Annotated in this window: 18 protein-coding genes; 13 read left to right on the top strand and 5 right to left on the bottom strand. The window is 61.3% G+C overall.

Features of this window, described 5'->3' with window-relative positions; all coding sequences use genetic code 11:
- The first annotated feature begins 9 nt into the window (after nt 1–9).
- The 4 genes from RBI05_RS09300 to RBI05_RS09285 all read left to right on the top strand — a co-directional run bounded on the left by RBI05_RS09300 (nt 10) and on the right by RBI05_RS09285 (nt 5,255).
- The gene (locus RBI05_RS09300) at nt 10–2,025 is read left to right on the top strand and encodes an alpha-amylase family protein (RefSeq protein WP_150456396.1); all 2,016 of its coding nucleotides are present in this window, start codon (nt 10–12) and stop codon (nt 2,023–2,025) included.
- On the top strand, nt 1,976–3,142 hold the full coding sequence (locus RBI05_RS09295) for a sugar ABC transporter substrate-binding protein (protein WP_310550881.1): 1,167 nt from the start codon (nt 1,976–1,978) through the stop codon (nt 3,140–3,142). Before RBI05_RS09300 ends, RBI05_RS09295 begins: the two co-directional genes overlap by 50 nt.
- A 75-nt stretch (nt 3,143–3,217) precedes the next feature.
- Nucleotides 3,218–3,877, top strand: a complete 660-nt coding sequence (locus tag RBI05_RS09290) for a RibD family protein (RefSeq protein ID WP_150456394.1) — start codon at nt 3,218–3,220, stop codon at nt 3,875–3,877.
- 19 nt (nt 3,878–3,896) lie between these two features.
- Nucleotides 3,897–5,255 (top strand): MATE family efflux transporter, encoded by a 1,359-nt coding sequence (locus tag RBI05_RS09285; protein ID WP_310550880.1) that lies wholly within the window; start codon nt 3,897–3,899, stop codon nt 5,253–5,255.
- Nucleotides 5,256–5,406: 151 nt separating this feature from the next.
- Here the strand turns inward: RBI05_RS09285 and RBI05_RS09280 are convergent, their stop codons facing one another.
- Nucleotides 5,407–6,411 (bottom strand): lipoate--protein ligase, encoded by a 1,005-nt coding sequence (locus tag RBI05_RS09280; RefSeq protein ID WP_150456392.1) that lies wholly within the window; start codon nt 6,409–6,411, stop codon nt 5,407–5,409.
- A 243-nt stretch (nt 6,412–6,654) separates the two neighbouring features.
- On the opposite strand from RBI05_RS09280, the gene RBI05_RS09275 reads away from it, so the two are divergent.
- The 3 genes from RBI05_RS09275 to RBI05_RS09265 all read left to right on the top strand — a co-directional run bounded on the left by RBI05_RS09275 (nt 6,655) and on the right by RBI05_RS09265 (nt 10,475).
- Nucleotides 6,655–8,121, top strand: a complete 1,467-nt coding sequence (locus tag RBI05_RS09275; protein ID WP_310550879.1) for an aminotransferase-like domain-containing protein — start codon at nt 6,655–6,657, stop codon at nt 8,119–8,121.
- Nucleotides 8,122–8,212: 91 nt separating this feature from the next.
- Entirely contained in the window at nt 8,213–9,157 is a 945-nt protein-coding gene (locus RBI05_RS09270; RefSeq protein ID WP_150456390.1) for a D-alanine--D-alanine ligase, read from the top strand.
- Entirely contained in the window at nt 9,132–10,475 is a 1,344-nt protein-coding gene (locus RBI05_RS09265) for a pyridoxal phosphate-dependent aminotransferase (protein ID WP_310550878.1), read from the top strand. The genes RBI05_RS09270 and RBI05_RS09265 overlap by 26 nt, the downstream gene beginning before the upstream one ends.
- A 120-nt stretch (nt 10,476–10,595) precedes the next feature.
- On the opposite strand, the gene RBI05_RS09260 is transcribed toward RBI05_RS09265, so the two are convergent.
- Nucleotides 10,596–12,284 carry a methyl-accepting chemotaxis protein gene (locus RBI05_RS09260; protein ID WP_310550877.1) on the bottom strand — a complete coding sequence of 563 codons (1,689 nt, stop codon included), beginning with the start codon at nt 12,282–12,284 and terminating at the stop codon, nt 10,596–10,598.
- Between the two features lie 351 nt (nt 12,285–12,635).
- On the opposite strand from RBI05_RS09260, the gene RBI05_RS09255 reads away from it, so the two are divergent.
- Nucleotides 12,636–13,409 (top strand): queuosine precursor transporter, encoded by a 774-nt coding sequence (locus RBI05_RS09255; protein WP_310550876.1) that lies wholly within the window; start codon nt 12,636–12,638, stop codon nt 13,407–13,409.
- 94 nt (nt 13,410–13,503) lie between these two features.
- Here the strand turns inward: RBI05_RS09255 and RBI05_RS09250 are convergent, their stop codons facing one another.
- The 3 genes from RBI05_RS09250 to RBI05_RS09240 form a co-directional block, all read right to left on the bottom strand.
- Nucleotides 13,504–14,598 carry a M24 family metallopeptidase gene (locus tag RBI05_RS09250; RefSeq protein WP_310550875.1) on the bottom strand — a complete coding sequence of 365 codons (1,095 nt, stop codon included), beginning with the start codon at nt 14,596–14,598 and terminating at the stop codon, nt 13,504–13,506.
- 107 nt (nt 14,599–14,705) lie between these two features.
- Nucleotides 14,706–15,035 carry a chaperone CsaA gene (csaA, locus tag RBI05_RS09245; protein ID WP_310550874.1) on the bottom strand — a complete coding sequence of 110 codons (330 nt, stop codon included), beginning with the start codon at nt 15,033–15,035 and terminating at the stop codon, nt 14,706–14,708.
- Nucleotides 15,036–15,051: 16 nt separating this feature from the next.
- The gene (locus RBI05_RS09240) at nt 15,052–15,534 is read right to left on the bottom strand and encodes a DinB family protein (RefSeq protein ID WP_310550873.1); all 483 of its coding nucleotides are present in this window, start codon (nt 15,532–15,534) and stop codon (nt 15,052–15,054) included.
- Between the two features lie 125 nt (nt 15,535–15,659).
- On the opposite strand from RBI05_RS09240, the gene RBI05_RS09235 reads away from it, so the two are divergent.
- From RBI05_RS09235 to RBI05_RS09215, 5 genes are all read left to right on the top strand, one after another.
- The gene (locus RBI05_RS09235; protein WP_310550872.1) at nt 15,660–16,187 is read left to right on the top strand and encodes a GNAT family N-acetyltransferase; all 528 of its coding nucleotides are present in this window, start codon (nt 15,660–15,662) and stop codon (nt 16,185–16,187) included.
- Nucleotides 16,188–16,248: 61 nt separating this feature from the next.
- Entirely contained in the window at nt 16,249–16,509 is a 261-nt protein-coding gene (locus tag RBI05_RS09230) for a YqkE family protein (protein WP_310550871.1), read from the top strand.
- An 88-nt stretch (nt 16,510–16,597) separates the two neighbouring features.
- Nucleotides 16,598–17,797 (top strand): polysaccharide deacetylase family protein, encoded by a 1,200-nt coding sequence (locus tag RBI05_RS09225; protein ID WP_310550870.1) that lies wholly within the window; start codon nt 16,598–16,600, stop codon nt 17,795–17,797.
- An 11-nt stretch (nt 17,798–17,808) separates the two neighbouring features.
- A complete protein-coding gene (locus tag RBI05_RS09220; RefSeq protein WP_310550869.1) occupies nt 17,809–18,315 on the top strand; it encodes a metallophosphoesterase family protein in 507 nt (168 codons plus the stop codon).
- 31 nt (nt 18,316–18,346) lie between these two features.
- The gene (locus RBI05_RS09215; protein WP_310550868.1) at nt 18,347–19,075 is read left to right on the top strand and encodes an HAD family hydrolase; all 729 of its coding nucleotides are present in this window, start codon (nt 18,347–18,349) and stop codon (nt 19,073–19,075) included.
- Nucleotides 19,076–19,146 lie beyond the last annotated feature (71 nt).

Genomic DNA, 19,146 nt, shown 5'->3' with positions numbered 1-19,146 from the left:
GGTTGCCGCATGGCTGGACAACACGCACGCGTCATGCGCATGCTGGAGTATTTCGCGAGCCGCCCCGCCGGGCAGGAAGAGCCGCTCTGGCTGCCGGAGTTATGGAATGAATGCGGATATGAAGACGTTCTGGAACGGAAGGAGGGAGAGATTCGGGTTGATCCGGCGGATTTCTTGCAGAAACATCTCCGTTATCTGCTGGAGCTGTCCCTGCAGCACGGTCCCGCCAGGGAGACCGATCTGGACAAGAGCATGATCTACTGCGCCCTGCCCCGCTATTCCGCCGCCTGGGATTATGACCACAGCGGGGGCATTCAATCCGGGACTTTTCTTCGCTTCATGATTCTGCTTCCTCTGCTGAAACGGATGGATGTGAATATCCTGTACCTGCTGCCGGTAACCCGGCCAAGCGATCTGAACCGCAAAGGGGATCTTGGTTCTCCCTATGCCGTCTACTCGCTCTATGAGCTGGACCCGAAGCTGCATGATCCGCTGCTCGACGAGATGAACGGCCTCACGCTGGATGAAGAGCTGGCTACGCTTGTAGAGGCCTGCCACCTGCTGGGGATGAAAGTGGTGTTCGACTTTATTCCGCGTGTCAGCGCCCGGGACAACAGCTTTCTTGCCGAGCACCCGGAATGGTTCTACTGGATCGATACCCGGGCGCTGGAAGGCTTTCGCCCGCCGGAGATTGAGGGTCTGGACTTCTTCACGGAGTGCACGCCGGACAAGCTGGAGACCGTCTATGCAAGCCCGGAGACCCGGCGGTTCCTGACCTTCTTCCGCAGACCGCCCCATGAGCTGAATCCGGATCTCTGGAACGAACTGAAAGAAAGGTCCCGCCTGACGGGTGAGCCGCTCCTGCGGCTGGCGGAAGCGGAGATGGGCGTTACAACGGCTCCCGCCCACTCGGACTGGATCAACGATGTGCAGCCGATCTGGACGGATGTCGCTTTTTTCCGGCTCTTTGAAGACCCTTCTCCCCTGGTGCTGCCGTATCTGAGCGAGGACCAAGCCCCGTATGCGCTGTTCGATACGATCAAATGCAATCTGTATCCCGGCAGCAAGCCGAACGAATCGCTGTGGGAAATGCTGACCGAAGCGGCCGCTTTTCAGATGCGGACCTACGGAATCGACGGATTCCGGATCGATATCGGGCATACGCTTCCGGTTCCGCTGCTTCAGGATATCTTCCGCACGATCCGCGGGCATGCCCCGGATGCGATTCTGATCAGCGAGGATCTGTTCAACCGCAACCACCGGGAAGCCGCGCGGACAGGCTATAACGTCATGCTGGGCAGCGGATGGAATGTCATGAGCGACATCCGGATTGAACGGCTGCGCGATTATGTGCAGGAGCTTCCCGAGCTTCAGCTTCATGTGTTCGCCTGCTCCGAGACGGCGGATACGCCGCGGATCACAAGCCGGGGCGGCAAGCCGCTCTCCCGGTTGATGACGGTATTCAATTATTTTCTGCCGAACGGGATTCCGTACCTGACGACCGGGATGGAAGTGTTCGAGGAGCAGCCCCTCAACTGCGGACTGGCGGACAACACGGACGGGGCGGATATTCCGCGCGCCTTCTTCAATACCATGAAGATCAACTGGCTGAGCCCGGCAACGCTGCTCCCCCTTCTGGAAGAGCTGGGACAGATCAAACGGCGCTACGTAAGCCTGCTGCAGCCCGCCAACTTCTACATGCCGGATGCGCAGGACCAGATTCTGATCTATTCCTATTACGCGGGAGACGAGCTGTTCTGCGCCTGCTTTAATCTGAATCCCGAGGAAGAGAGCATTCTGCGAACGCGCCGGATCGGCCCGGGACTCTCCCGAACCGAGCTGCTGCTGGAGAGCGATGCCGGCGAGCTGCGGACGGACGGGGACGGCGAAGAAATTTATGTGATGAGACCGTATCAGGCGGCGCTGCTGATGATCCGGCTGGTGCCCAAGATTAGAGAAGAGGGAGAGGAATCCATTGAACAGTTCCAAGAATACCGGCACGAAGCCGATCGTTGTCTGGCATGAATTTGACGGCAAAGGGGATACCTCGATCGAGGTGCTGGAGAGCATTTGCCGGGATTACTCGGCCGAGCGGGGGCTGTCCGTTGTTCCCGAGGTCATGAATATAACGGAGCTGGGCATCCGTCTGCGGGCGATCAGCGACGGCGGCCCGTCGCCGATGGCGGCGCTCGTTCCCGCCGATCTGGCCGGATACGGCGGCAGAGCCCAATATTCGCAGGTACCGGACTCCTTCTGGGAGCGGGCCGGAATTACCGATGACGAGGTGATCGCCTCGATGCGGCCTCACGGCTGCCAGTACGGGGTGCCGATTCTGCGCGGGAACCACCTGGTCCTCTATTTCAACCGGGAGATCTACCCGGAGGCGCCCGGTTCGTGGGAAGAGCTCACAGCCGCGGCAGAGGGACTCCGGGCCCGGGGAGTGGTTCCGCTGGGAGCAGACCTCAAGGACCCCTACTGCTTCATTCCGTTCCTGACGGCTTGCGGCGGCTGGCCGCTGAAGAACGGAGAGCCGGATTTGGCTTCCCCGGAAATGGCGAAGGCGCTGGAGCTGGTCCGCAGCGGCCTGGAGCAGGGGGTGGTGGAGAGTCTGCACGGTCCGACGGCGCTCCTGGACCGCTTCATCGCCGGGGAAGTCGGAGCAATCATCTGCGGCGAATGGATCTTCAACTATCTTCACCAGCACATGGAGAATCGGCTGGATGTTGCCTCGCTGCCTTCCATCGGCGGAAACCGGGCGCTCTCGATGACCTCCTCCATCGGGCTGGTCTTCCCGGGAGAGGCGCTGGCCTCGGAGCAGGGGGAGGAACTGCTGGAGCTGGCCGCTTATATGCTGAGCGAGGAGAAGCAGCGAGAATGGGCGACGCGCGTACAGCGTATTCCGGTCCATCCGGGCGTGCGGGCTGCCATGGAAGCCGAGGCGCCGCCGGTTCGCGCCCGGCTGATCCGGCAGATGGCGAATACGCGCAGCATGCCGGTGGAGCCGGTGATGGAGGCCGTCTGGGAGGCCATGAGAGAAGGCCTGCTGGGAATCGAAGAGCAGGAAGGGGTGGTGACGGCCCGGTTCATGCAGGAGCAAGCGGAAGGGAGACGGATTTCGGCGGCGGGGAACCGGGCACGCTGATGCCGGAGCGGTTCGGCGGCGAATAGACAAGGAAGAGATCAGGGGAGACCAGGGAACCAGAAGGGGAGAGGGATAATGAGAACGACAATATTCAGCCAAGTATCCATCGACGGCAAGATGACTCTGGGCGCGGGGCAATCCAGCAAGCCGCTGTTCAGTATGTTTGAACCGGAGGATGTGGAGTTCATTCACCGTTTTCGCGGGCAGGTTGACGGCATTATGGTCGGCAAAAATACGATTGTAACGGACAATCCGATGCTGACGAACCGTTACGAAGACAACCGCAATCCGCTGCGGATTATCCCGACCACCAGCCTGAACCTGTCGATGGACAGCCACGTGCTGTCCGACGGCGGACGGACGCTTATTGTCACCACCGAGCAGGGGCGGGATGAGGAGAAGATCGCGCAGCTGAAGGAACGGAATAAGGAAGTCATCGTCTGCGGGCAGGAGAAGGTCGATTTTGTAGAGCTGTTCCGGCGGCTGGAGTCGGAGTATGGGGTGCACAGTCTGATGATTGAGGGCGGCGGATTCCTGAACTGGAATGTGTTCGATCTGGATCTTGTCGATGAGATCATTCTGATGCAGCTTCCCGTCATTATCGGGGGAGGAACCAACATTACGCTCGTGGACGGCAAGGGATACAGTGACCTGGACTCGGCCAAGCGGTTCAGCGTAGCCGAGGTGCTCCCCAAGAAGAATTACACATTGCTGCACTATCGCAAAGCAGTCTAGCCGGGGGGAATGGAAATCAATGAAAGAGGCAAGGACGGATTTTTACCGGGATATCTATAAAATCGCCATACCGGTGACGCTGCAAAGTCTGATCATGGCGATTCTGACGCTGACCGACCAATTGATGGTCGGCCAGCTCGGAGATGTGGCGATCGCCTCGGTCGGCATCTCGAACAAAATTTATGCCGTGGTATCCGTGTCGCTGGCGGGTCTGGCAACCGGGGTCTCAATTTATGCCGCCCAGTTCTGGGGCAAAGGGGACAAGAAGAGCATCTCGGGACTGCTTGGGCTCGGACTGATGATCGGCCTGGGACTGTCTCTGCTGTTCACGGTACCGATTCACCTGTTCCCGGAAGCGGGCTTCCGCCTGTTCACTACAGACGAAGCGCTCGTGACGGAAGGGGCAGTGTTCCTGGGCATCGTCTCGCTCAGTTACATACCGGCGATGCTGACTATGATCTATTCGTCCATTCTGCGGGCTACCGGGTATGTGAAGCTGCCTTTGTTCGCCAGCACCGGCGCGGTCATCGTGAACGTCGTTCTGAATTACGGCCTGATCTTCGGCCACTTCGGCTTCCCGGAGCTGGGACTGAAGGGTTCGGCCGTCGCCACACTGATTGCCCGGCTGCTGGAATGCGGGTTCATCATCGGGGCTTCCTTCTGGCTGCGTCTGCCGGGAACGACCGATGTCCGGGGCTGGTTCACCGCTTCGGGCCCGTTCATCCGCCGTTTTCTCGGCACGACCTATCCGATCGTACTCAACGAGCTGATCTGGGTACTCGGCGAAACGGTCTATGCCGTCATTTACAGCCGGATGGGGACGGCGGAGATTACCGCCATGACCATTACGTATCCGCTGCAGGGCTTGAGCATCGGTCTCCTGTCCGGTCTGTCGAGCGCGGCCGGCATTATCATCGGCAACAAGCTCGGAGCCGATGAGCCGGACACGGCGCTGGATTATTCCAAGCGGTTCATCCGGCTCGGCATATCCGTCTCCATTGCGACGGGCGTGCTGATCGCCGTGCTGTCGCCGCTCTATGTCTCGCTCTTCAAAGTATCGGACGAGGCGCATACGCTCGGCATCCGTCTGGTCTGGGTGTTCGCCTTCTTCCTGTGGGTGAAGGTGTCGAATATGATCCTTGCCGGCGGCATTCTGAACAGCGGCGGAGACAGCCGCTTCGTGTTCGCGATGGAGTCCGCCGCCACCTGGCTGATTGGCGTTCCGTCCGGACTGTTGATGTCGCTGGTCTGGAAGCAGCCGATCTTCTGGGTCTATATGGTCCTGTCGGTGGAAGAGCTGGTCCGCTTCTTTATCGGGCTGGCGCGCATCTACTCGCGCAAATGGATGAAGAATCTGGTTGCCGACGTCTCGGCTTAACGGGAATATGTCCGTTAAGCGGAGACTGTGAAGGAATACGTGAATTCAGGCGCCGGCCGCCTCTAACACAAACAGCCCGCTCCCGTCGATGGCGACATCGACCGGGGCGGGCTGTCTGTGCTGCTTGTGCGATGGCGGAAGAAGGCGGTTCCTATTCCTCCAGGAAAATCAAACCGATAAAGTCCTCCGGCTCCACCCGGCCGAAGTAATGCTTCAGGTCGAGCGCGGACAACGCTTCGCGCACTTCCGCCTCTTCATAGCGCTTGCCGCGCAGCGCGTTCTCGACGTCCTCCACATCGCCGACGCCGAAGAAGTCGCCGTAGATTTTGATCTCCTCGATCCGGGCGTCCTTGATCTCCATTCGGATATCGACAATGCCGCCGGCGAACTTGCGGGCATGCTTCACATTGCTCTTCGGCGATTGTCCGTAGTTCCAGTCCCAGTTCCGGTAGCGTTCCTGCGAAATCTCGTTGATCTTCGCCCAGTCGGCGTCGCCGAGCTTGTACTGCGGCACTTCCTCCGGCTCCATGCCGAAGATGGAGCGCAGCAGTCCCGAGCGGAACTCTTCAATCGTCATTTCGGGATTGCCGAGCAGGTCCTTGATGTTGGCGACCCGGCTCCGTACCGACTTCGTGCTCTTGGATTTGAACTTCTCCGGGTTCGCGTTGAGCGAAGCCTGGACATCGTCCAGGTTGAGGTCGAACATGAGGGTGCCGTGGCTGAACATCCGGCCCCGCGTCGAGAACTGGGCATTGCCGGAGATCTTCTGTTCGCCGACCTGGAGATCGTTGCGGCCGCTCAGCTCGGCGTTGACGCCCATGCTGCGCAGGTAATCAATGACCGGCTGGGTGAACTTCAGGAAGTTGTGGAACGACTCGCCGTCGTCCTTGGTAATGAAGCTGAAATTGAGGTTCCCCAGATCGTGATAGACCGCTCCGCCCCCGGAGAGACGGCGAACGACCTTGATGTTGTGCTCCTTGACATATTCCTGGTTGATCTCTTCAATCGTATTCTGGTGCTTGCCGATGATGATGGACGGAGCGTTGATGTAGAAGAGCAGATAGCTGTCGTCCATGGGAAGATGCTTCAGGGCGTATTCCTCGATGGCGAGGTTGATGGACGCGTCCGTAATGCCCGCGTTGTCGATGAACAGCATGGATATTCCTCCATTATGTAACGAATTGATGTACGGTTATAATTGTAACCGAAAAGGCAATTCGGCACAAAAGCCCGGATGCGCCAAGGCCGGGAAGATGCCGTTGTCCCGCAACCGGGCGAAATGCCCGGCTGACGCAAGGGTACGGCACCGGACCGCGCCCGCCGGAAATCGGGCCGGCCGCGGTTCTGTCGCCAACGCCGCATTCATGGCAAGATAAGGATCAGAAACAGGAGGCATTTCATGTTCAACGATTTCGAGCTGTCGGCAGACCGTCCGGTCTATCAGCAGATCAAGGATTATATCAGAGGGCTTATTCTCCAGGGAGCGCTGCGCGGAGGGGAGCGGCTCCCGGCCACCCGGGAGCTGGCCGGACTGCTCGGGGTCAGCCGGGGCTCGGTCATCGCTGCCTTCGAGGCGCTGGAGGACGACGGCTTCGCCTATACGGTCAAGGGCCAAGGCACCTATGTGGCGCTTGATCTCGCAGACCGGGCAAATGACCGCGGCGAAGCGGCCTGGACGACCGACTGGAGCGGACGGCTGAGCCGGTACGCAGTCAGCGCCCGCGAGCTTGATCTCATGAAGCGCGGCATCCGGGCGGGCAAAGAGGTCATTTCGTTCACCAGCATCGCCCCCGACGAGCGGCTGTTCGGGATGAATGAAGTGAAGCGCGCCTTTCTCGACCGGATGGCGCTGGAAGGCGAAGTGCTGCTGAATTACGGCTATGCCAAAGGGTACCGGCCGCTGATCCGGTATTTGCTCGGCTATATGGCCCGCAAGGGCGTGGATACCGCCAATCAGGATCTGCTGATTACAAGCGGCTTCACGGAAGGGTTCGACATCGTGCTGTCGGCGATTGACCGCAAGGAAGGCGCCATTCTGTGCGAGAATCCCACGCATCATACGGCGATCAAGAACATGAAGCTGCACGGCTTCGACATCGAGGGCATTCCGATGGAGGACGACGGGTTATCGCTGGAAGCGCTGGAGGAGACGCTGGCGCGCCGAAGATTCGACTGCGCTTATCTTGTGCCGTCTTACCATAATCCCACGGGAATCGTCATGTCTTCGCACAAGCGGACCGAGGCGATGCGGCTGCTTGGACGGCACGGAGTGCCGGTCATCGAGGACGGCTTCAACGAGGAGCTGCGCTACTCCGGCGCGCATGTGGCGCCGCTGGCGGCGGTGGCGGGAAGCGGCAACGGCGTGGTGTACATCGGCAGCTTCTCCAAAATCCTTTTCCCCGGCATCCGGGTCGGCTGGGTGCTTGGAGACCGCGCGCTGATCGACACGCTGGAGAGCGTCAAGCGCGCCCGCAGCATTCATACCTCGACGCTGGACCAGTCGCTGCTCTATCAGTATCTGGCCACAGGCAATCTGGATAAATATCTGCGCAAGGCAAGAGCCGAATACCGGCGCAAATACGAGTGGACCTTGGACTGCTGCCGGGAGTTCATTCCGTACAGCCGGCTTACCGGCGACGGGGGGCTGCATCTGTTCCTGACTTTTCCGGATGGCTTCGGGACGCGGAAGCTGCTGGAGGCGACGCTGGCCCGGGGCGTGATCTTCACGCCGGGCGACCAGTTCTTCACGGACGGCGGGGGCGGCAACACGCTCCGGCTCGGCTTCTCCCGGGTGGACGATGAGCGGATCAGGGAAGGCATACGGATTATCGGAGAGGAAGCGGCCCGCCTGCTTGGCGGGACTTAGAGCAGCGGAACGGACGCTCCGCAGGGAGACGGACGCATGGACGAACGCATTCACTAACGCATTCACTAACGCATACAGGGAGAGGATCAGGATGAGAGTTGGCGTCATTATGGGCGGAGTGTCGGGAGAGCGGGAGGTCTCGCTGAAGACGGGGGCGGAAATGCTGGCAGCGCTGGACCCGCGCCGGTACGAGGCCGTGCCGGTCGTCATTGACCGCAAGGAGGAACTCGCGGAGAAGGTGAAGGGACTGGATGCGGCGTTGCTGGCGCTGCACGGCGCTTTTGGCGAGGACGGCACGGTGCAGGGGGCGCTGGAAGCGCTGGGGATTCCGTATACCGGCTGCGGCGTGCTGCCGAGCGCGCTCTGCATGGACAAAGACCTGTCCAAGACGCTGCTCCGCGCCGCCGGCGTGCCGACGCCCGATTGGGTGGTGTGGAGACGTCCCGGCGACGTCCGGGAAGAGTCGGTTCAGGAGCTTGGCGGGTATCCCGTCGTCGTCAAGCCGGTCTCGGGCGGCTCCAGCATCGGCACCTTCATTGTCCGGGGAGCGGAGGAACTTCGCGCAGCGGCGGCGGAAGCGTTCGCCTGCGGCGGACCGGTGATGGCGGAGCGCTGGATCAAGGGCGAGGAGATCACCTGCTCCGTCCTGGACGGCCGGCTGCTGCCGGTGATCGCCATCCGGCCGAAGTCGTCGGACTGGTTCGATTACCGGGCGAAGTATGAAGCGGGAGGGGCGGAGGAGCTGGCCGTGGAACTGCCGGAGCCCCTGGCCGGAAGCGTCGAGCGGACAGCGCTCGCCTGCTGGAAGACGCTGCGCTGTTCGGTCTACGGACGCATCGACATGATGATTGCCGGGGACGGAACGCCTTATGTGCTGGAGCTGAACACCCTGCCGGGCATGACCAAAGCCAGCCTGCTGCCCAAGAGCGCGGCGGCTGCGGGCATCCCCTTCCCGGAACTGCTGAACCGTATTCTTGACCTGTCGCTGGCAGAGAGAGGGGGACAGACCCATGCGGAGCCGATTGGACAACAATGAGGCCGCCCGTGCCGAAGGCGGCGTGATCTCCGGGCACACCCGGACGGCGGCGGACCCCGCAGACTCGGTCCGCCTCGCCAAGCGGGTCCGGGACCTTCCGCCCTCGGGCATCCGGGCGTTCTTCGAGGCCGGCTCGGGGAAGGATGTCGTCTCGCTCGGCGTTGGCGAGCCCGCGTTCCCGATGCCGGAGCCGGTGCGGAAGGCGGTCTGCGAATCGCTGGCCCGCGGCGAGACCGCCTATACGTCCAATGCCGGAATGCCGGAGCTTCGCGGCGAAATTGCCTCTTATCTGCGCCGCGGCTTCGGACTGGATTACGAACCGGGCAGCGAGCTGCTGGTAACGGTTGGCAGCAGCGAAGCGCTGGACCTGGCGCTGCGCTCGCTGCTGGAGCCGGGCGATGAAGTCGTCGTTCCCTCCCCCGGCTATGTCGCCTACGCCCCGCTGATCGAACTGGCCGGCGGAGTTGCCGTAGAAGCTTCCGGCTCGGCGGCGGATGGCTTCAAGCTGACGGAAGCGGCATTGGAGGCGGCTATTGGCCCGCGGACGCGGGCGATTCTGCTCAATTATCCAAGTAATCCGACCGGAGCAATCATGCGAGCCGAGGACCTGATGCCGATTGCCCGGCTGGTGCAGCGGCACGGTCTGGCGGTGCTCTCCGACGAGGTGTATGCCGAGCTGACCTATGAAGGGCGGCATGTCAGCATCGCTTCGCTGCCGGGAATGAAGGAGCGCACCGTGGTCGTCAGCGGCTTCTCCAAGGCATTCGCCATGACCGGCTGGCGGATCGGGTACGCCTGCGGTCCCCGGACGCTCATCGCCGCCATGCTGAAGGTGCACCAGTACACGGCGATGTGCGCGCCGACGACCGGGCAGGTTGCGGCGCTTGCCAGCCTCCGCCTGGGGCTGGAAGCGAAGGAGGCGATGCGGGAAGAGCTGGCCCGGCGGCGGACGTTCTTCGTCGAGGGGCTGCGGCGCATCGGGCTGCCGTGCCGGATGCCGGAAGGCGCCTTCTATGCCTTCCCGTCGATTGCCAGCACGGGGCTGACGTCGGCGGAATTCGCCCGCCGGCTGATGGAAGAGGGCGGCGTCGCGGCCGTTCCGGGCAGCGTATTCGGGGAAGGCGGCGAAGGCCATATCCGCTGTTCGTACGCCGCATCGCCGGAACAGCTGGCCGAAGCCCTGCGGCGGATGGAGCAGTTTCTGAGCCGTCTGCGGGAGGAACGAAAGGCAGAGACCAAGCAGACGGAGAGACGCCCGAGAGGTGCGGCGGAACGCGCCGCCTCCGGCTCCGCCGGCGGCCGTCCGCTTGTGATCTGAAGGCGCGCAAGGGAAGAGCTGCGCAGAAAGGCATGACACAAAAAGGATATCCCGTCAGAGCCGGTAACCGGTCTGGCGGGATATCCTTTTTGGCTTTGTGTAAACCGGCAACTCTGTGCCTTAAATCTTGAACTGCCGGACCGCTTCCTGAAGATGAAGCGCCTGTTCGTAGAGCTGGCTAACCGTCTGGGCGTTCGCCAGAAGCTCGCTGTTCTGCTGCTTGTAGGTCTCTTCCAGCATTTCCGAGCCTTCGAGGGAGTTGGACGTAATCTTGGCGGTCTCCTCTACGGAGGCGGTCACCTCCTCGGTCCCGGCGGAAATCTCCTGCGTCGCGGCGGATACGGACTGGATGCTGTGCGTCACGCTCTCCGTCAGGACTGCCAGATTGCCGAACGCTTCGCTGGCCGTCTTCGTCATATTTACGCCTTCGAGAATTCGCTCATTCGTCTGCATGACCTCCTCGACCGATTGCTGCATGCCGGATTGAAGACCGAAGAGGAACTCGCGGATCTTCTCCGTCGCTGAGCTGGACAATTCGGACAGCTTGCGGACTTCGCCGGCCACGACGGCGAAGCCGCGTCCATGCTCACCGGCGCGGGCCGCTTCGATCGAGGCGTTCAGCGACAGCATTTGAATCTGCTTGCCGATCTCGGCGATGCTCTGGACGATCTCGCCGATATGCTCGGAGCTCTGGTTCATGTGGCGGAACTGTTCCAGCGAGCGCTGGGACGCTTCGGCGAGCTGCTGCATCTGTTGCAGCGCATTCCGGGCCATTTCGTTGCCGCTGTTCGCTTCCTCTGCGGCGCGTCCGACCTGCTCGGTGACTTCGCCCGCCGCCGAAGCGATATGCTGGATGCCGTGGCTGATCTCTTCCATCGCCCGGGCGTTGTCGGCGGCGGCTTCGGCGATCGCCTGGCTGCCGAACCCGATCTCGGTCACGCAGGCTGCGGAGAGCTGGGCCATTTCCTTCAATCCGTCAACCCGCTGCTTCAAATCATTGGAGCTGCTCATGACGGTATCGGCCGTCTCCAGCACCTGGCCGATCGTCATCCGCAGACGGCTGGTCATATCGTCGAAGCTCTGGGCCAGACGGGAGATTTCATCATGGCCTTTGACTGGAATCGAGACCGTGAAGTCCCCTTCCGCCACACGGTTGCTAAATTCGGCCAGCTGGCGGATCGGCTTGGTGATCCGGCGGCTGATCAGGTAGCCGGCGGCCATGCTGAGGGCGAGCGCAATGAGGGTCGTGCCGATGCTGGTCCAGAGAATCCGGTTCATTTTATCCTTGACGAAATCCAGATCCGAACTCACGCCGAGGACAAGTCCCGTGCCCGGTATGCCAACAAAAGCGGTCTTATGTATGCCATGGCTGTCCGTGTACATGTCGCTGACCGAAGGCTTGCCGCCTGCGGCTTCCGCCAGAGCGGCCGAGATCGGGAAGCTCTCCTTGGCCTTATAGGCCGATTCCTGGTCCCCGGTGACGACAACCGGCTTGCCGTTCTGATAATCAATGAGGAGGATCGTCTCGGCGTCATGCGTCTTGGCCTGTTCCTGAAAGTAGAATTTCAAATTGGTCTTTGATTGGTCGTTGCCGACCGCCTGCTGGGCATTCGTGGTGTTCAAGCTTTTGAGAACATCCTGGGAAGCGATTTTCAGTGTTCTGTCGATCTGGGGAAGGACGTTGTCCTCGATCGTGTTGATCGAGATTTGGTAGAAGCTGATGCTCAGAGTGAGGGAGGTCAGGAGCAAGGCTACAAAGAGCAGAAACATAATCCTCCGTCCAACCGATCGCGTAATCATCCGAAACATGGGATTTCTCTCCTTTGGGAGCCGCCCTGCCGGGGGCCGCGAGAGGCAGTATCCAAGCCGCGGTGAAGGCGGAGAAACGAGGCTTGCGAACTAGAATCAGGGACCCGGCGGACAGGCAATACGGCCGATATGTATACTATTTCCTTCGGAGGGAGGCTGAAAAAAATGAAGAGTTTCGCGAAATTTTCAGAATTAATTCAGGACTTTTTGACCACTTTCTGTAACATAAAACGAATCTTCCATTAAAAAGAGATGGCCCTCGGGGTCCGCTTGTGATAAAGTGATACTGTTTTGCAGAATTGCCGCGGTTCGAAACCATCCCGCGTAACCAAAACTAGGAGGCTATTTGTGATGTTCAATTTGTTGTGGGGCGTCCTGTTCGTCGTCGTCCACTTCGGCCTGTTCCTGCTCTGCTACCGGCTGTTCGGTAAGAAGGGACTGTATGCCTGGGTGGGGGTCGCGACCGTTATCGCCAATATTCAGGTCGTCAAGACCATCGAGATGCCGCTGGGCATCGTGATGACACTGGGCAATACCATGTACGTTACGCTCTACATGACCAGTGATCTGCTGAATGAAAAATACGGCCGCGCCGAAGCGCGCCGCGCGGTCTGGTTCGGGTTCTTCACGCTGCTCATGACCACCGTGATTATGCAGATGGCTCTCGTCTTCGAGCCGCAGGGCGAGCAGATTGCGCTTGACGCGCAGGAATCGCTGAAGGCGATCTTCGGGCTTATGCCCCGTCTTGCGCTGGGCAGCCTTCTGGCCTATTTCATCAGCCAGTTCCTCGACGTTCGGCTGTACACGTGGATTCGCGGTTATTTCGGCTCCTACCGCCAGATGTGGATTCGCTCCAACGGGAGCACGATGATCAGTTCTTTTGTAGATACGCTGATCTTCTGCACCATCGCATTCGCGGGGCTCTACAGCATGGAGGTATGGATCGAAATTCTGCTGACGACGTATGTCGTCAAGTTCCTGCTCACGGCAGCGGGTACGCCGGTGCTGTACCTGGCCCGAAGCTTCCGGTTCCCGGAGGAGGAGACCTCTGCGGCGCCGGACAAGCGGTCTGACGCGGCTGCTTCGCCGATGGAACGATCCGTACAGAGCAGCGGCCGGGATTAAATAGATACGGGGTTAACCCAAAAAAGCAGCCACCTCGCAGGTGGCTGCTTTTTTGGGGTTGCTTGGCTTGCAGGAAGGGGACTTCCGGCTGCTGTCAGCCCAGCGTCAGCGCAGTCAGTTCCTTCGGGAAGGAAGTCAGCGTTACGCCGCGTCCGTTCTCGATGAAGACTTCGTCTTCGATCCGGACGCCGCCTATGCCCGGCACATAGATGCCCGGCTCGACGGTGAACACGTTGCCTTCGCCGATCCGGTCTTCGTTCATGCCGTGCAGCGACGGGTACTCGTGGGTATCCATGCCGAGCCCGTGCCCGACGCGGTGCATGAAGTACGGGCCGTATCCGGCTTCCTCGATGACCTGCCGCGCTGCCCGGTCCACGGAACCGTAGGCGGCTCCCGCCAGGGATGCCGCGATCCCGGCTTCATTGGCCGCCAGAACGGCGCCGTAGATGTCTCTCAGCTTGCCGTCAATCTCGCCGACCGCGAACGTTCGGGTAATGTCGGAAGCGTAGCCTTCGGCGAATACGCCGAGGTCGAACATCAGCAGATCGCCGGGCTGGATAACCCGGCTTCCCGGTACACCGTGCGGCAGCGCCGTATTGGGACCGGACAGCACCATCGTGTCGAAGGAAGGACCTTCCGCGCCGAGCTTCTTCATCAGATATTCCAGCTCGGCGACCAGATCGACCTCGGTTGTGCCGGGCGCAAGCTTGGCGAGGCCGCCGCGCAGCACCTCCTCGACCAGTTCCGCCGCGCGGCGCATCCGGCTGACCTCCTCCGGCGTCTTGACGGCGCGCATCGCCCGAAGAGCGGGTCCGATGTCTGCGGCGTCGAAGCCGGGCGCGGCGGCCTGTAGCCGTTCATACCGGGCCAGCGTAAGCTGCTCCTTCTCGATGCCGAGCCGGCCCCGGAACGTTCCGAGGCGCGCGGCAAGGAGCGCATAGGGATCGTCGGTATCGGCATGGGTGACGATATTGCCGACGGAAGAAGCCGCATGAGCCGCTTCGGCGTCCAGGGCGGGAACGATCAGCGCCGGCTTCTCGCCGCGGATCAGCAGCAGGCCGAGAAAGCGCTCGTGGGGATTGCTGGCAAAGCCGGTCAAATAATAGACATGCTTCGGATCGGTGACAAGCAGGGCATCCAGGCCGTCGCCGGCCATCCGGGATTCCAGTTGGTGCAGGGGGGTACTCATGAACGAACTCCATCTCCTTATTAAATAAATCGCCGGCTATCCGTTTATTATAGCCGATTGAACCGGCCGCAGCCTTCCGAATGCTCCGGTCTGCCGGGATACTCCGGTCAGGCGACCGGCGTTCCGTTCGGCACGGACGCGTCGGGACGCAGCAGGACGACATCGCCCTCTTCCGGGACGCCGCCGAGTATCAGCACCTCCGACCGGAAGCCGGCGATGCGGCGGGGCGGGAAGTTGACGACAGCGACCACCTGCCGCCCGATCAGGTCCTCTGCCGCATACCGCTGCGTGATCTGGGCGCTCGAAGCTTTGACGCCAAGCTCGCCGAAGTCTATTCCAAGCTTGATTGCCGGTCTGCGAGCTTCGGGAAACGGCTCGGCCGTAACAATCGTGCCGACTCTCAAGTCCAGCTGCATGAAATCGTCAATCGTTGCCATGGCTATCTCCTCCTTCTTAGCAGGCGGCGAGCGCTTCCCGAATCTGGGCGAGATGGCGTTCTTCGTGGACGCCGATAAAATCAACCCACTGGGCCACATCCATCGGTCCGAAGACCGGATGGGGATAGACCCGGTGCGCCCACAGGCTGGAGTCGCTCGCTTCCAGCAGCGCTCTGAGCTCGGCGCGCGACTGGTCCAGCCGGGCGCGGACGTCGGCCGGCAGCAGCAGCTCTTCGGTCGGCACGAACGCGGCCGGGGCGTCGATATACCGGCTGCGGTCCAGCGTCAGCCGGTAGGGCTTCGGGTCGGCCGCAGCTTCGCCGGATTTCAAGGCCGCCGCGATGCCGGCCGTAATGCCCCGTTCCATCAGGTATAAATGCTCCATGACCTGAATGGGAGACCATTTGCCTTCGGCCGGCTTCCGGTTCAGCGTCTCGGCCGACAGTCCGGCTACCGTCTTGTAGATTTCTTCCCGTATGGCATCATTGTGTTCCATCATCTGCATTCATTCTCCTCATAAGGGGATTTGACGAAAAGGCCGTGAATGGATTACGTTGTCCTATACAGAGTATCACCGCCTGCCGGGTTCATGCAAAGCGGGCGGCCAAATCGGGGGGATTGTCAATGAAATGGAAGCATGCGGCAATTGAAGACGCGCGGCTGGAGGATCTGCCGGCGATTGTGGATATTTATAATTCGACCGTGGCGGGCCGAATGGTGACCGCCGATCTGGAGCCGGTCTCGGTGGAGGGCCGGCTGAACTGGTTCCGGGAGCATAACAGCGACCACCGGCCGCTGTGGGTGCTGCGCCAGGACGGGGAAGTCGCCGCCTGGCTGAGCTTCCAGTCGTTCTACGGCCGTCCGGCCTATAACGGAACCGCTGAACTTAGCATCTATGTAGGCGAAGCGTGGCGGGGGACGGGAGCGGGCACGCTGCTGCTGGAGCGGGCGATCCAGGAATGCCCCCGGCTCGGGCTGACCAATCTGGTCGGCTTCGTCTTCGGCCACAACGGACCGAGCCTGGCGCTGCTTAAGCGGTTCGGCTTCGAGCGCTGGGGTCTGCTGCCCGAAGTCGCGGAGCTGGACGGGGTGAAGCGCGATCTCGTCATTATGGGACGCAAGGTGGGGCCGGAGAACCGGACGGCATCCTGACTTCTGATTCTTGACAGAAGCGGCAAGAACACGAATTTTGGTTCAGGGAGGAACTTAGACGATGGCGAAGAAGAAGACAGCCCCGGCTCCGAAGAAGCCGGGGGCGGATGCGGGTCCGGCAACACTGAAGGACCTGCTGAACCCGGAAGTGCTCGGCAAGCTGAAAGCGCAGGCCGACAGTCTCAAGGAGGAAGAGCGCAGCCGCCGCGAGGCGGAGCGGGAGCAGGCGGAAGCGGCGCGCCGGGCAGAGCAGAAGCGGCTTGACAATGACTTCGGGCACCTGCTGGAGAACAGCAAGCAGGACTGGCGCAATTTCAAATAGCCGGGAGGGAATGACGTTTTTGTTACCCTCGGCAGCTGCCTGAGTTCTATCATGAGGAGGATAACGCATTTGTAGGGAGGCGTTCCTCTTGAGAAGAATAGGGTTGGCGGTCCTGGCGGCCGCAGTGATCTTCATCCTGGTTCAGAGCCTGATGGACGGCTGGGGTCCGGAGCCGTACCGGTTCATCCGGGACGGGCGGCCGGTTGCTGCCGAAGGGCCTGTGCTCAGCCGGCACGGAGAGCTGATGGTCAGCCTGCCGTTCGCGGAGCGCCTGCTCCACTCCGACATCTCCTGGGCCAGTGACCGGAAGCTCCCGCCCGGCGTGTATTATCGGAATGAAGTCGCCGTTCTGATGTATCATCATCTCTCGGAAGGCTCGCAGCCCCGGCTGCCGGGAGTTCTGCCGGCGGACCGGTTCAAGGCGCAGATGGCCTTGCTGAAGTCGGAGGGCTACCGGGTAATCACCATGAAGCAGTACGAGCGCTTCATGCAGGGCGAAGGAGCCGTGCCGGATAACGCGGTGCTTCTGACTTTTGACGACGGGTATGAGAGCTTCTACAAGCTGGCCTATCCGGTTCTGCGCCGGTATGGCTACAGCGCGGTTAATTTTGTCATTGTCTCCGACGTCGACCATCCCTCCCGGGGGGGAGTACCGAAGCTGACCTGGGCGCAGATGCGGGAGATGAAGAAGCATGGCATGGGCTTCTATGACCATACGTATGATCTGCACCGCTATGAGCCGGTGGACGGCGACGGAGATCTGCGGCCGGCGTTGAGTTCGCTGCTGTATATCCAGGGCGAAGACCGGAACGAGACGAATGAAGAATATTACCAGAGGGTAGAAAAGGATCTGTCTCACGCCGAATCCCGGCTGAGACAGGAGCTGGGCAATACGGATTCGGCGATTGCCTATCCGTACGGATCGGCGGCAGCCCGGACGCTGCAAGCCGCAGAGGCGGTCGGCATCCGGCTGCATTTCACCATTCGGGAAGGTATGGCAACGCGGGGCGCAGTTAACGCTCCCCGCATCAATGCCGGCAGCGACCGCCGCTCCGCGCAGGAGGCCATCGACCGCATTCGCCGCTTGGTGCCGCAGAAGCAGCTGGAGGTCAACGGCTGGCCGGTTGCTCTCCCCGGCGCGCAGCCGGAGCTTAGGAAGGGGCAGTGGATGGTTCCGCTGCCGGAGCTCTGCCAGGCGCTGGGCTTCGCTCTGGACTATAGCCAAGGCGGCGGCGCCGTAACGCTGCGGACCGTGACGGATGGCCGTACTGCCACCCGATCAGGATAAGGAGGACAGGAATGAGGATCGGTGTTGTATCAGACACGCATATCAGCCGGACCGGACGGAAGCTGCCGGAGACGCTGATCCGCTCTCTGGAGGGAGCGGATCTGATTCTCCACCTCGGAGACTGGGTCATTCCCGAAGTGTACGACATGCTGGCGGAACTGGCTCCGGTGGAAGGGATCGCGGGCAACAATGACGGGCCCGGGATCGTGAGCCGGTTCGGAGAACGCAAGATTCTGGAGTTGGACGGGCTGCGTTTCGGGCTTGTTCACGGCCATTATCCCTACTCGGGTCAAGGCACGCCGGGCAATGCGCTGCTGGCCTTTCGGGGGGAGCCGCTGGACTGCATTCTGTTCGGTCATTCGCATCAGCCGCTGCTGCGGCGGGAGAACGGTCTGCTGCTGTTCAACCCCGGTTCTCCGACGGACAAGCGGAGGGAGAAAAGCTACTCCTTCGGTCTCCTGGAGACAGGCGGGAGAGAGATCAGGGCCGAGCATATCTTCTATGATTCCAGAGATTAGAAGGGGCCGGCCCGGGAAAGGAAGTCACGCTGTGGGAGAAGAGAGAAGAACCGCTGTATTCTGGGATTTGGACGATACCCTGTACGACCAGATGATTCCCTTTCGCAAGGCGATGGAGGAGGCCGGGGGACTGCGCGCCGGGGAGCAGGAGTGGATTCACCGGTTCCGGCGTTTCCGCTATTTCAGCGACCTGCTGTGGCCCGATTATCTCTCGGGTAGACTGGAGCTGACCCGTACCCGGGAGCTGCGCTGGGAACGGATGCTGGAGGAAGCCGGACTGCCGGGAGGCCCCGGGCTGGCGGCCCTTCTGCAGCAGGCCTACATCGACAGGCAGTACGATATCGAGCCGAACCCGGGCGCGATGGAGCTGCTGGAACGGCTGATCGAAGAGGGCCGGACCGTCGGGATTATTACGAATGGCCCCGAGACCCATCAGATGAAGAAGATTCGGGCTCTCGGTCTGGACCGGCTCCTGCCGGAGCGCCGGTTCTTCATCTCCGATGCCGTCGGTCTGGCGAAGCCGGACCCCAGGCTGTTCCGCCATGTCAATGCCGCTACGGGAACGGAAGCGGCGGATTCGGTGTATATCGGGGACAGCTGGGAGAATGACGTGGCGGGGGCGCTCGCAGCCGGCTGGAACGTCTGCTGGTACAATCCGCGCGGACGCAGACCCGAGCCCGGACCGGGCCCGACGCTGGCTTTTGCCGACTTCGGCGAGCTGGTTCCCCTGCTGCTTGGCTCTTCCGGCAGCGACGAATAGCGCTAGAGACGAATAACGCAGAGACGAATAACGCAGAGACAACAAGAGAGCAGCCGCTGGGTACGGCTGCT

It is taken from the genome of Paenibacillus glufosinatiresistens, assembly GCF_031470375.1.
Lineage (GTDB): Bacteria > Bacillota > Bacilli > Paenibacillales > Paenibacillaceae > Paenibacillus_AQ > Paenibacillus_AQ glufosinatiresistens.
Note: the sequence above shows the minus strand (reverse complement) of the source record. Positions and strands in the feature narration are given on the sequence as shown.

Bases quoted from the DNA above. Each gene is read 5' to 3' on its own strand.
- RBI05_RS09235 (WP_310550872.1), top strand. From the start codon at position 15,660: ATGAAATGGAAGCATGCGGCAATTGAAGACGCGCGGCTGGAGGATCTG.
- RBI05_RS09230 (WP_310550871.1), top strand. From the start codon at position 16,249: ATGGCGAAGAAGAAGACAGCCCCGGCTCCGAAGAAGCCGGGGGCGGAT.
- RBI05_RS09285 (WP_310550880.1), top strand. From the start codon at position 3,897: ATGAAAGAGGCAAGGACGGATTTTTACCGGGATATCTATAAAATCGCC.
- RBI05_RS09260 (WP_310550877.1), bottom strand. From the start codon at position 12,284: ATGTTTCGGATGATTACGCGATCGGTTGGACGGAGGATTATGTTTCTG.
- RBI05_RS09290 (WP_150456394.1), top strand. From the start codon at position 3,218: ATGAGAACGACAATATTCAGCCAAGTATCCATCGACGGCAAGATGACT.
- RBI05_RS09250 (WP_310550875.1), bottom strand. From the start codon at position 14,598: ATGAGTACCCCCCTGCACCAACTGGAATCCCGGATGGCCGGCGACGGC.
- RBI05_RS09240 (WP_310550873.1), bottom strand. From the start codon at position 15,534: ATGATGGAACACAATGATGCCATACGGGAAGAAATCTACAAGACGGTA.
- RBI05_RS09275 (WP_310550879.1), top strand. From the start codon at position 6,655: ATGTTCAACGATTTCGAGCTGTCGGCAGACCGTCCGGTCTATCAGCAG.
- RBI05_RS09255 (WP_310550876.1), top strand. From the start codon at position 12,636: ATGTTCAATTTGTTGTGGGGCGTCCTGTTCGTCGTCGTCCACTTCGGC.
- RBI05_RS09280 (WP_150456392.1), bottom strand. From the start codon at position 6,411: ATGCTGTTCATCGACAACGCGGGCATTACGGACGCGTCCATCAACCTC.
- RBI05_RS09265 (WP_310550878.1), top strand. From the start codon at position 9,132: ATGCGGAGCCGATTGGACAACAATGAGGCCGCCCGTGCCGAAGGCGGC.
- RBI05_RS09220 (WP_310550869.1), top strand. From the start codon at position 17,809: ATGAGGATCGGTGTTGTATCAGACACGCATATCAGCCGGACCGGACGG.
- RBI05_RS09270 (WP_150456390.1), top strand. From the start codon at position 8,213: ATGAGAGTTGGCGTCATTATGGGCGGAGTGTCGGGAGAGCGGGAGGTC.
- csaA (WP_310550874.1), bottom strand. From the start codon at position 15,035: ATGGCAACGATTGACGATTTCATGCAGCTGGACTTGAGAGTCGGCACG.
- RBI05_RS09300 (WP_150456396.1), top strand. From the start codon at position 10: ATGGCTGGACAACACGCACGCGTCATGCGCATGCTGGAGTATTTCGCG.